General features: G+C 47.2%; 8 protein-coding genes. 5 read left to right on the forward strand and 3 right to left on the reverse strand.

All coding sequences use genetic code 11. The annotated features are described in order from the left end of the window. The coding region (locus tag G451_RS28000) for an IS5/IS1182 family transposase (RefSeq protein WP_034641142.1) at positions 1–266 on the forward strand (266 nt) is incomplete at its 5' end. Positions 267–502: 236 nt separating this feature from the next. Then, complete coding sequence (locus tag G451_RS0106255; RefSeq protein WP_027183571.1) at positions 503–1,405, forward strand: AEC family transporter; 903 nt, start codon at positions 503–505, stop codon at positions 1,403–1,405. Between the two features lie 364 nt (positions 1,406–1,769). On the opposite strand, the gene cysC is transcribed toward G451_RS0106255, so the two are convergent. Further along, complete coding sequence (cysC, locus tag G451_RS0106260) at positions 1,770–2,432, reverse strand: adenylyl-sulfate kinase (RefSeq protein ID WP_027183572.1); 663 nt, start codon at positions 2,430–2,432, stop codon at positions 1,770–1,772. Between the two features lie 381 nt (positions 2,433–2,813). Between cysC and G451_RS0106265 the strand changes: the two genes are divergently transcribed. Continuing rightward, positions 2,814–3,335: a hypothetical protein gene (locus G451_RS0106265; protein ID WP_027183573.1), complete on the forward strand. Its 522-nt coding sequence runs from the start codon at positions 2,814–2,816 to the stop codon at positions 3,333–3,335. A gap of 43 nt (positions 3,336–3,378) precedes the next feature. On the opposite strand, the gene G451_RS0106270 is transcribed toward G451_RS0106265, so the two are convergent. Together G451_RS0106270 and G451_RS0106275 are read right to left on the reverse strand one after the other, a co-directional pair. Further along, complete coding sequence (locus G451_RS0106270) at positions 3,379–4,146, reverse strand: 3-hydroxyacyl-ACP dehydratase (RefSeq protein WP_027183574.1); 768 nt, start codon at positions 4,144–4,146, stop codon at positions 3,379–3,381. 55 nt (positions 4,147–4,201) lie between these two features. Next, positions 4,202–5,479: a double-cubane-cluster-containing anaerobic reductase gene (locus G451_RS0106275; protein WP_027183575.1), complete on the reverse strand. Its 1,278-nt coding sequence runs from the start codon at positions 5,477–5,479 to the stop codon at positions 4,202–4,204. A gap of 441 nt (positions 5,480–5,920) precedes the next feature. On the opposite strand from G451_RS0106275, the gene G451_RS0106280 reads away from it, so the two are divergent. Then, a complete protein-coding gene (locus G451_RS0106280; protein ID WP_027183576.1) occupies positions 5,921–6,682 on the forward strand; it encodes an EF-hand domain-containing protein in 762 nt (253 codons plus the stop codon). Between the two features lie 728 nt (positions 6,683–7,410). Continuing rightward, complete coding sequence (locus tag G451_RS32375) at positions 7,411–13,125, forward strand: chemotaxis protein CheB (RefSeq protein WP_084448417.1); 5,715 nt, start codon at positions 7,411–7,413, stop codon at positions 13,123–13,125. The last annotated feature ends 14 nt before the right edge of the window (positions 13,126–13,139 follow it).

The raw sequence follows: 13,139 nt of genomic DNA on the forward strand, positions 1-13,139 counted from the left end.
AATTTGTAGCCGCCGACAAGGCTTATGACTGCAACAGCTTCATAAGTCTCATTATCGGACAGAATGCCAAGCCTGTTATTCCGCCCAAAAAGAATCGTCGCAACCAGCGGAAATACGACAAGCACATTTACAAAGAACGACATCTCGTAGAGTGCTTTTTTTGCAAGCTCAAAGAGTTTAGACGAATCGCTACTCGTTACGAAAAATTGCAGATGACTTTCTTGGCAATGGTTACTATCGCCTCATGTCTCATCTGGTTGCGGTAATTTAGAAACACGCCCTAGACAAATCCTTCCTAATAGCTGCTCAAAAGCATTAAATATAAATATTTATTAATTTATACTGATTTATATTAGATTGTCTACACATCCTCCATGAGGAGGATGTGTTCAGGCTGTGCAACAGTGCCCTGCAGAATGTAAATCTTTCGCATCGACTGATGGCTTCTGTTGCGATAAATTCTGCGTTTCATTCATACATGAACGTTCAGGGCTCGAAACAAATGGAAAAGTTTCTTACGATCAGTATATTTGTCGCAATGGGGGCGTTCTTCAAACGCCTCCCGATTTTTCCCGCGCAGACAGCGCAAGTGTTGAATATGGTCGCCTTATATGTGGCGCTTCCGGCTGTCATTTTGTTGAAGGTTCCCCATATTCAATTCACATCCGAAATGATCGTCCCGGCAGTTCTTCCTTGGGGGATGTTATTGCTCTCTGCTGGATTGGTGTGTTGGGGAGGAAAGGTCTTTCGCTGGTCGCGGGAAACCATTGGGGTTCTTTTGCTTATTGTCCCCATCGGGAACACCTCGTTTATGGGGGTTCCGATGGTCACGGCATTCTTTGGTGAAGTGGGGATTCCACACCTGATTATTTATGATCAGGCCGGCACCATGTTGATTTTTGTCCTGTACGGCTCTGCCATTCTCGCATTGTTTGGGACGAACACCAAAATACAATTGTCACAAATTGTCAGCCGGATTGTTTTCTTTCCCCCCAGTATTGCGCTTATGGTCGGACTGATCATGAAGATGGGGGTGTGGTCCTACCCGGAGCCGTTGCTTCGCAGTCTTACGTCATTGTCCGAAATGCTTACTCCGCTGGTCATGATCGCCATTGGCCATCAATTGAAAGTTCGATTGAGTCCGGACACGCTTCGCCCGATGGGGTTTGGTCTTGTTGTAAAATTGATCGTTGCTCCCCTTGTGGCGCTTTTGGGATGTCGCATGCTTGGTTTGAACGGATTGGCTGTGAACGTTGCTATTTTCGAAGCTGCGATGCCCCCTATGGTGACCGCAGGGGCGCTTGCGATGGCGGCGGGGTTGGTGCCGGAACTGGCTGCTGCGATGGTCAGTCTGGGAATGATTCTGTCATTTTTGACGTTGCCGGTGTTGTATTGGATTCTTTGAACACGAGAGCTGTCTTTCTCTCGGAAACCATGCTGGGCAGATGATGATGTCTTGCCATGAGCAGGTTTGGATTCTTTGAAACCGTCGACCAGAGTCACGTAGCGTGTCATGAAAAACCTTGTCGGGGCGGGGGCATGCGCGTGTACGGCTTTGGGTTAGCGTGAAAAGAGCGCGTGTGTCTTGGGGGAGAGAGAGTTGCTCGGCGTGTAAGGTGTCAGCGTGTCAGCGGTTAGCGGGCAGGAATCAAATGGCATCTGAGGAAAGCTTTGTAGCACGTATGAGTCCAGGGCCACGACGTTCATCGCGGCCCTTTTCCTCGTCTTGCTCCAGCGGAGTAATTCCTCTTTGAGGGGAGCGTACTTATCTATCTCGTGGCTTTTATGATGCTGTTGTGTTCAAGGAATGCAATCACTTCATAGGAAAGAATGTCAGGGCTCTTTTCGCCTGATAAAAGAACGAGTTCCGGCGAGAGCGGGAATTCATACGGTGCATCAATCCCTGTAAAACCCTTGAGTTCACCCGCCCGTGCCTTTTTATAGAGACCTTTGGGATCTCTTGCTTCACATATTGTAATCGGCGTATCCACAAATACTTCGATAAATTCCCCTGGCAGGAGCTTTTTTCGAACGCGATCACGATCGGCGCGGTAGGGACTAATAAACGCGGTAATGGCGATGATTCCCGCCTCCGAGAATAACTTGGCGACTTCGCCGATACGTCGAATGTTCTCTTCTCGGTCTGTGGCGGAAAATCCTAAACCAAACTGCTGGGAAAATTCTTCGTCATGGTGTTGTTGAAGCGTCTGTACACCGGCATTAAGCCCATGGCGTACATTGTCGCCATCTAAAACGACACTGTGGATACGGTGTTGGTGAAGTTTGCAGTCAAGAATGTTGGCAATGGTGCTTTTTCCTGCCGCGCTCAACCCTGTGAGCCAGATCACGCAGCCTTTATGCCCGTTCAATGATTCTCGTTGAGCACGAGATACGATATGATCATGCCAGTATACATTGGTATCGGTATTCATTCATTTTTCCTTTTTAAAATCTGATTGTTATAGTTTGATGTCGTACGATGAATCATGCCAAATACATTGCGTCTGTTCATAAGCCTCACCTGAAAAAATCCTTGTCGTACCAGCGTTACTCCAACCTCATGCATCCTTTACTTCTTTATGCATCAATATCCCGTTCGCGTCGAAACAGACAAGTCCTCCGAGAAGAAATTTTGTAAAAAAATATCGGGGGGAATTTCAATGATCATATCAGAGGGGGGACGGAGAGGAGGATCGGTGTCTATTGAGGTCACGAATTTATTAGTTACAAAGTTCAGAGACTTATAATTCTATGCACGTTGACGCTAAGGGTAATTTGTTTGTGTCATAATCTTTTTCCAGTAAAGGAAAATGATGATACGTAATCTTTCCATGGTATTGGTTTTCGTGTCCATAACGTCTTCAACGTTTGCGGGAACAGCTCTTATTCCAGAACTTGAAACTTCAAGAACGATAAACGGCGCAAAGATAAAAAATTCAATGACGTATCTTCAGTTGACGAATATTCGTAACGAAGATGTTGCTGTCATTATTAAGATATATGATGAAAATGGAAATTTGAATACTGACGATGGACAAAACACAGAAGGTATTATTACAACAGGAAAGTGGCCATTTGTAGCCACAGATTATAGCGATAATATCGTGGATGGGAGCGTTTCATTTACGCTCCCGGCCAATTCAAGCATTAGACTCATGTATTTTGGAGAATCAACGTCGAACTCATATCATACTATGGGGTACAGCGAGATACAACGTGGTGCTCCAGATTCAATTATTGCGACAGGATCAATTGTTACAGGATATACAGATGGAGTGCATGGACGTTTTGCATATCAACAGAATGTCGTCATAAACGATAATCATTCTTTCTAACGTATGGATCAACATGGCTTCAGCCTATGGTGAAGAGCGCTCATTATATTCCTTGCGATGCACTATGGAGCGTAGCCCCGTAGGCGCCGACCATGTCGGGATTGTCCGGAATAACCGGCTGCTCGCCAAGAGCTTTGGCCAATAGTGCGACGATACAGGGATTGTTGGCCACACCTCCGGCAAAGACGAGGGGGGCTTTCATGCCCACGCGTTGTATCATGTTGACCGTTCTTTTGACGATGGACGCATGAAGTCCGAGAGCGATATTGTGGGGGGAATGTCCTTGTGCCATCAGGGACGTTGCTTCCGTTTCCGCAAACACCGTGCACATGGAATTGATCGTCAGCTCTTCGGTTCCCTGGAGGGCATATTGACCGAATTCATCAATGGCTATTTGGAAGACATTGGCAACATGTTCCAAAAATTTGCCCGTCCCCGCCGCGCAACGGTCGTTCATTTCAAACTTAAGGACACGACCTTTTTCGTTCAACAAGATAGCTTTGGTGTCTTGGCCTCCGATATCAACCACGGTGCGGGCTTCGGGGACCAGAGCTGAGACGCCGAGACCATACGCTTTGATCTCCGTGAGAGTCTCCACGACACGTTCTCCACTGTCGGAAAGAACTTGAGAGGCAAGCGTTCTTCCGTAACCTGTCGCCGCAATGGCGTCGAGTTGCAGCCCGTCAATGAGTTTCAAAAGCTGGGAACGGGGATCAAACGTGGTTGGGAGGCGACGGGTCAGTGTTATGTGACCATCTTCCAGACACACCAGTTCGATGGATCGCGACCCGATATCAATTCCTGCTATCATTGAATCCTACCGAAAAACGCGGCGAAACAGCCTGTTTCGCCGCGTTGATGATTGATTATTTTAACATTTCCACAAAGGCTTCAACGCGAGTTTTTAACTGCTCGACATCTTCCATGGAGTAGTCCGTGGAAATGGAGAGCGCCGGGATCTCTTCCGATTCGAGTGTCTTCCCGACTTTGATGGATTCATGCTCGTAGGGTTGGCAAAACATGAGAGAATATTGGATGACGCCGTCAGCATGTTGCGCTTTCGCCATGGAGACGACATTGTCCGTACGTTCCTCATTGGGTGTGAAACAGGCACAGTCGATGCGCATGTAGCGATCCACGATAGCATCAATCATGTCGTCCAGAGTTTCGCCGCTTTCATCCACGAGATCACGTGTGTTGCGTTCGCCGATGCACGACTCCTCTCCCACAATGACAGCCCCGGCACTTTCCACAACATAAGGAAGTTTCCAGTTAGGGACAGCCATGGGACAGCCCGCGAGAAGAAGACGAGGGGTGTTTGCAGGAGCCACGCCTTCACCTGCCGCAATGCGCTGTTCGATCTGGTCACACAGCGCGTTGATGGCACCGGTAAAGCGTATCGGGTCATCATAAAACCCAACCTGGTTGATCAGCAAGGCATCTCTTCCCGATATGGGAGCAGGGTTGGCGGAGCGCAGTTTGCTCAATCGTTGCAAAACCCGCCGGCGGTCATTGACGGTTTTGATACTTTTCTTGAGCGTTTCCGCTGTAATGGTTTTACCCGTGAGTTTTTCCATTTCATCTTTGTAACGCAAGACTTCCGCCTTGAATAACGCGCGATCGGCATCACGTTTTTGCTGCGGAACTTCCATCACGTACATGGGAGCATGCTCGGCAAACGCCTCGTAGGCCTTTTTCTTCCCGTCGCAGGTTGTTTCACCCACGATGAGATCGCATGACTCAGTGTATGGACAGAGCTTGGCCAGCTTGAAACCGATGAACGACTTGATCAAAGCACAGGTGTTGCGCGGAACGAGCTTTTCCGCTTGTTCTGTCCCGGCATCGGCACCGGAGCACAGACCGACGTGCACGGCCTCGGCGGCCAGCGTCAGTTCTTCCGGGACAAAAACGCAAAATGTGCCGACAATTTTCCGGCCTTCGGCTTTGGCGTCCTGAAGTTCTTTGATACGCAGGCCATGCACCTCGGAGAGGACAAAGTCCAGGTACTCCATGCCTTGAAGTCTGCCCTGTTGTGACATGTAAATATCACCGTAGAATTTTCCAAGGACCTCCAGCAACGCATCGTGTGCTGATAAATCCAGATCGAGCTTCTCCCACATTTCGCGGTATGACGCCTCGCCCATATCTGCCTCCTCAAAAAAATGATGTGACGAAAAAAAAATTGTTAAGGGAAAGGCCAGTCGATGACAAATATGTCAAGTAGATACATGTGTCGGCTTTCTATTTGAAAAACAAATGAGACATGGGCTTGCCTGCTATGATCTGGATATGTTGCCTTGGCAAAATTTCGTACTATGGACATGAAATCGAGACTTTTGTGCTTGTTAACCCCGGAGTGGTTCACAACGGTCGCGATGGACGGCGTGGCTCTTTCTTCTTCTACGTTTCATGATTTCCCCCTCACTTTGAGGGAGGAAATTCGGTCTCTTTTCCGTATGTCATGCAATCTTATTGACCTTCTTTCAATTCTCCTGATCTGGCGAGGGAATTGCTTAATCCAAGTGGTGTCATGTGCCCGGCAATTTTTGCCGTCTTGAGAACCCTATTACCAGAAGGAGAGCATCATGAGCATCTCGTCGGTAACTGGATCAAGCATCTTTGGCTCAGGGTTTGACTTTAGCCAGGTCTTGAATTCCTCCAGAAACAAGGGGATGAGTTCGGATGACATCGCTAACGCTATCGTTGGGAAAGACGATGCGGACGGTGATGGACTGTTAAGTCTCGAAGAGACTCCTCTTGACGAGGACCGGTTTAGTGCCATTGATACGGACGGTGACGGATTCGTCTCAGCCGAAGAGTTGAGCGCCAGTGCCATGGAGCACGTGAACGGCCAAAATTCGATGATCGGGCAATTGACCCTGGCCATGCAAGGAATTGATCTCGAAAAATTGGCCTCATCCATTGTTAAAAATGCCGATGGTGACGGGGATGGTCTGTTAAGCCTTGAAGAAACCCCTCTTGACGAAGACACGTTCAATTCCATTGATGCCGACGGTGATGGATTCATCACGGCCGACGAACTGAGTGCCAACATGGGAACGAACATGGCCGAAGGCATGCCCGCGCCTCCTCCTGAAGCGCAAGCTGCTGCAGGATCTGGCGGCGGGGAACAGGCCTCGGCGGCAAATTCTTCCGGTTCGGAGAGTGAAGAAGAATACGACGAATATGATGTGAATGAAGATGGTGTCGTCACGTACGACGAACTGCTTCAAGCATTCGACAATGGCGACAGCAGTCTGACTTCGTTGTTCCAAAACACGGGCGTCGCGACTCCGAATTTGACAAGCCGTCTCGCCATGAAGGCCTACCAAGCGCAGATGGCGTAATATCGGATTCGTCCCCCGATACGCCCATTGGGCGCCTCGCAATGGCCCTCTGCATAGTCTTTCACCGCTTCGCAATGGAATGCGGACAAATGATTGTGCAAAAGGGCATCTCCCTCAGGGACGAGAGAGATGCTATATGAGTTCATGCTCGTATTGTTTTTGTGAAAAAAATCGGTAGGTATCCGGGGTTGGAACTGTATTGTCTCATCGTACAGGAAGCGTTTCCCCTGATTTTGAAAACGGCGACGAACGATGGTCAGGATGACAAACTGTTCTAACACATAAGTTTGCTATAGCTTTGTACATGTTTATGACGTCAACCTTGGAATATATGGGGCGTCTTCTTATACTCCTATCGGCTCTATTCTGAGATTTTTTTCCTTTTGCCATGGTTTTCGAACTCATTTCGTATTATACTCCAGTGAGAGTGCTGCGCTCATGTTCCTCCCGATTGCTCATGAGGAGAGGAGCGACGTATTGACAATGTTGAGACCCGATCAGACTCAAATCAAATTCGCTTGCTTCGAACTGAGGGCTTTGATCTGGTAACTTACGTTTGATTTGATATTTCTTTTTCGAGCTAATGGCCTGGTATCTTTTTTGTTAAACATAAGAAATGCCTTTTGGGATAAATGAAGATACTCTTTTTTGAAACAGGCACTCAAAAGTAGGTAGCTGTAAGATTTGCAAGTCGTTTGTGATATTGTATGCTATAAAGGTATTTGTCCATGCATAAGTCGAATATTGCATCAAGAATGAAGACTGAGGATGTCCAGGGTAATAATAATCATCTCGGAAGGGTGTTTCCAATTGTTGGGATCGGTGCGTCTGCAGGAGGGCTGGAAGCTCTCGATAAATTTCTGGGAAATTTAGACGAAGAACCAGGGATGGCTTTTGTCATTGTGACGCATATGGACCCGCACCATAAAAGTTTGATGAGTGAGCTGTTGTCAAAGCGGACGACCATGGGAGTGTTCGAAACCGAAGACGGGCAAGAGGTCGTGCCGGACAATGTGTATATCATCCCGCCGAATCGAGATATCATCATTGAAAAAGGGGTGCTGCAACTCCGCCCTCCAGCGACATCCCGAGGGGTTCGCCAGCCTGTAGACACTTTTTTCAGATCGTTGGCCATTGACCGAAAGGAGGAAGCAATTTGCATCGTCCTATCCGGGACCGGCAGTGATGGAACTTTGGGACTCAAGGAAGTCAAGGGTGTCGGCGGCATGGTCATGGTACAGAACCCTGAGTCCGCCAAATATGATGGTATGCCGCGCAGTGCCGTATCGACTGGAATGGTGGACTTCGTTCTTGATGTGGAGGAAATGCCGGCCAAGTTGCTGGAATATGTCACACGGTCCAGACGCATCCGTACCCCTGACGATGGTCAAACAAAGGCTGTCAAAATTGATGATGCTTTTGTGAACATCCTCACCTTAGTCCGTCATCGTCTTGGACACGATTTCACACATTACAAACGGAGTACCATTAATCGCCGCATTGAAAAACGGATGTTAGTCAAAAATACAGAATCATTTGAAGCATATTATGACGTGTTAGAAAATGATAAGTCTGAGGTGGAAGCTCTGTTCAAGGATCTTCTCATCGGAGTAACTAGCTTTTTTCGAGATATAGAAGCATTTGAATTTATAGAAAAAATAGTAGTTCCGAACTTATTTAAGGGCAAGAAACCCGAAGATCCTATTCGTATTTGGGTCGCAGGTTGTTCAACAGGTGAAGAAGCCTATTCCATCGCGATTCTCGTCAAAGAATACATGGACCGTATCAAACGCACCTATGACGTGCAGCTTTTTGCCACGGATATCGATAAACATGCAATTGAGACAGCTCGGGCTGCGTCCTATCCGGAAAGCATCGCTGGAGATATCAGTTCTGAACGCCTGAAGCGCTTTTTTCGTTTTAAGGATGAACGATACAGCCTCATTCAAAGCATTCGGGAAATGATCGTTTTTGCGCCACACGACATATTGCGTGATCCTCCTTTTTTTAAGCTCGATATGGTGAGCTGTCGGAATCTGCTGATTTACATGACGCCGGAAATTCAGAAAAAGATCCTTCCGCTGTTCTTCTATTCGCTTAATCCCGGCGGACATTTGGTTTTGGGACCGTCGGAAACTGTTGGACAGTTTAACGACCTTTTCAAAGTCATCGACAAAAAATGGAAAGTTTTTCAACGGAGCGGGGTGGAGGCAAAGGCGCCCGTAGATTTCCCCCTTTCTCCAAGACGATTTGTGCATCATGATCATGAACGCATACGAGATTTGGCGCTCAATCGCATAAGTCCGTCCAACGTATTGGAAAAGCAGCTTTTGAGACGATATGCCTATCCGTCCGTGTTGATCGATCGGGACATGGATATTTTGTATTATTTTGGTGACACTTCACCGTTTTTTGTCTTTCCTGAGGGAGTGCCGACAGAGAATCTGATTAAGATAGCGCGCAGAGGACTCAAGCTTCGGTTGCGGGCGGCGGTACAAAAAGCCATCAAGACCGAAAAACCTGTCACCATAAAAAATGCAAAGCTTGAGACTCAAAGAGACAAGTACTTCAAAATTTTCGTCGAACCTATTCAAGATCCCATGCAGGCCAAAGATCTGCTGTATGTCGTATTTGAAGAATACGCAGATACTCCCGTGGCCGAGCCCACGAGTGAGCTGCAACTCGATCAATCTTCTGCGATATTACATCTGGAAGAAGAGCTGAAGATCACGAGCGAGGAGCTGCAAAACACCATTGAAGAACTTGAGACGACCAATGAGGAATTGAAATCTTCCAACGAGGAACTCATGTCCATGAACGAGGAATTGCAATCCTCGAACGAAGAGCTCGAGACCTCGAAGGAAGAACTCCAAGCCCTCAACGAGGAGCTCACCACGGTCAATGCTGAATTAAACAGTAAGGTGGAAGAGCTTCAGGAGGCCAACAGCCTTATTGAAAATCTTTTGGCCAGCAGCAATGTCGCGACGGTGTTTGTGGATAAAAAATTCGTTATACGCCGATTCACGCCTCAGGCGAGAAATATTTTTCATCTTATTCCGACTGATGTGGGTAGACCATTGGAGCATGTCGTCAGCAAATTGCGTCATCAAAATCTCCTTGATGAGTGCAAGCGGGTGCTCAAGACCCTGACGTGGCATGAAGCGGAAGTTGAGAACGATGAGGGGGAGTGCTTTCTCATGCGTCTCTTTCCCTTTCGCACAGTGGAAGACGCCATTGATGGCGTTGTGCTGACCTTTGTGGATATCACCGAGCGGAAAAAGAATGAAGAAGCACTCATGCTGGAGCGTGAGCGGTTGGCCCTTGCTTTGGAGGCGTCACAGGCCGGAGTGTACGACTATCAGATGCCTTTGGATGGTTCCGCATTTCACAGCGAACAATGGGCAAAAATTCTTGGTTATGAAAAGGGTGAATTGCCTAGGTATAATGACTTCATGAACTGGTTTGGTGAGCAGATTCATGAAGAAGACAAGGAAAGACTCAATAAGACGTATACGGCGTTTATTGACGGTTTGACTGATACCTATGATGCGGAGATGAGAATACGGCGTAAAGATGGGGAATACATATGGGTCCGTGATATCTCTAAGGCCGTGGAGCGAGGAGCTGAAAGGCGAGCGACCAGAGTTGTCGGATTGATGCAGGACGTGACCGAAAAAAAAGCCATCGAACTCGAATTAGAGAAAAAAGTTGCACAGCGCACTTGTGAGCTTACTGAACGGGAAATGATGCTGAACACCGTGATATCGTCCTATCCCGGAGGCTCTATCAATGTTTTTGACCGTGACCTGCGCTATGTTCTCGCCAAGGGTAAGGGATTCATCGATATAGGAGTGAATCCTGCCAATTTGGTCGGTAAGACGTGTGACGAGCTGTATGATGATGAATTTATCGATATCGCTCGTCCATATTATGAGCGCGCCTTTGCAGGTGAAACCGTCGAATTTGAGTTCCACTATGCCGAGAAGTCTTATCTGCTTACCGCCTCGCCCATTAATGATGACGAAGGGAAAACAGATCGAATCATAGTCGTCACAAGAGATGTGACGGAGGTGAAGAGTCAAGAACGTGCATTGATGCGAGCCAATGAGCGCCTCAAGGAGGCACAACGCATTGGGGGGCTTGGAGACTGGAGCTGGGATCCCGCTACCGATACCGTTATCTGGTCCGAAAATTTGTATGACATTATGGGGGTAGATTCCAACGACTCTCCTCCAAGCTATACTGATAATGCGGCGTTGTACTGTCCCAAGGACAGGGGGAAATTTACAGCCGCTGTCGAGGCCGCCTTGGCACATGGAACACCCTATAAACTCGAACTTTGCAGAGTTCGACCGGACCAAAAAGAATTGACGTTATGGGTGGAAGGGCGAACACACACAGATGAACAGGGAGCCGTCCTGCGTCTTTACGGAACGGTTCTGGACATTACTGAGCGTAAGCGGGTTGAACAGGATTTAGCACAGACGGCATCCATACTCCAAGCGGCTATGGATAACAGTCCTGCCGGTATTGCCATTGCTGATCATCCGGATGGGACATTGCGTTATGTCAATCAGGCTGGTTTGAATATCCGAGCGGGGAGTGAAAAAGAACTCGTCAGAGGGGTGGGAATTGATTCGTACGTGGAGTCCTGGCAAATTTGCCATTTTGATAGGAGGCCGTACACCCCTGAAGATGTTCCCCTGGCTCGTGCTGTGCTTAAAAAAGAGCATGTCAGCGAGGAGTTTCTGATTAAACGTCCCTCTGGGGAATGGCGAACGATTTTGGCGAAAGCGGCACCTATATTGGACCAAGACGATAAGGCTGTTGCCAGTATTATGGTTTTTTTGGATATCACGGATCGCAGACAGTCCGAAGAGGCATTGCGAGAAAAGGAACTGCGTCTTGTTGAAGCACAACGTATGGCAAAGATGGGGTCGTGGTCCTATGATCCGCAAACACAACAGTCGACCTGGTCCGAAGGGATGTTTCGTATCTGGGGGTTGGATCCTGAGAAAGGTGCTCCGCATTATCAGGATCATGCGCGGTATATTCATCCCGCCGATTTTTCGATGTTTGACGCAGCAGTAAAAAAAGCTGTGGAAGAGGGAGTGCCTTACGATCTCGAATTACGAATACTTCGTCCTGATGGAGAAGAACGAACCATTATTTCATTGGGGAAGGTGATTAAGGACGAATATGGTGCCATCATCGAGATACGGGGAACCAATCAAGACGTCACGGAGTGGAAGCGAATTGAAGAGGAAATAACGAGAGCAAAGGAGTCCGCTGAAAGCGCAAACCAAGCAAAATCAGAATTCTTAGCCAACATGAGTCATGAAATCCGGACACCGCTTAACGGTATTCTGGGAACACTCCAATTGTTACAAAGCACTTCTCTCGACTCTACCCAGGCAGAATATACTGACATAGCGATTCAGTCTTCCACACGGCTGACAGAATTGCTTTCAGATATATTGAACCTTTCCAGAGTTGAGTCAGGGAAGCTAACAATCGAGCATAAGCCAATAAATCTTGAGAAAACGATATTTCATACCTGTCAGTTGTTCTTAGTTACTGCCAAAGAAAAGCAACTCGCATTGAATTATTACGTTGATCAACGAATTGCAACAAACATTGATGGCGATGCATCAAGAATTCAACAAGTCTTGGGGAATCTGGTCGGGAATGCCCTCAAGTTTACAAACGAAGGAGAAGTCACCGTCGAAGCGTTTCCCCTGCCAGCCACGCAGCCATATACATGCAAGGTACTGTTTGTGGTTTCTGATACAGGGATTGGGATTCCTGAGGACGAGCAGGCCATTTTATTTGAACCATTCGTTCAAGGTCAAAAGGGCTATCAAAAGACGTATCAAGGGGCTGGGCTCGGGTTATCAATCTGTAAAAGAATCGTTCATCTCATGGGAGGAGATATATTCCTTGAAAGCGAACCTGGTTTAGGGTCAACGTTTTATTTTTGTATTTCTTTCCTCGTCCATAATACAGATGAAGAACATAATCGTACTACTTTGAGCAGCAATAACGATACGCTTCGATCATTATCGATTCTTGTCGCTGAAGATGACGAGATGAGTAGTAAAGTCATCATAAAAATTCTTGAAAAGCATGGACACAACGTATTCTCATGCTCAGATGGAAATGAATCTCTTGCAATACTCAAAAAGAAAGATATTGACGTCGTCCTTATGGATGTTCAAATGCCTGTTATGGATGGTGTAGAAGCAACAAAGGCTATACGACGAGGAGACGCAGGTGAAAAAAATAAGAATATTCCTATCATTGCTTTAACAGCGTACGCCATGCCAGGAGACAAAGACAAATTTTTGAAGAATGGTATGGATGGATATGTAGCGAAGCCTCTTGAGATAACAAACTTATTACATGCTATCGGGGATGTATTGTCTAGAGTATTTCAAGATTAAAATGCTCTAAGAGT

The sequence above is a fragment of the Desulfovibrio inopinatus DSM 10711 genome, assembly GCF_000429305.1.
GTDB classification, from domain to species: domain Bacteria; phylum Desulfobacterota; class Desulfovibrionia; order Desulfovibrionales; family Desulfovibrionaceae; genus Alteridesulfovibrio; species Alteridesulfovibrio inopinatus.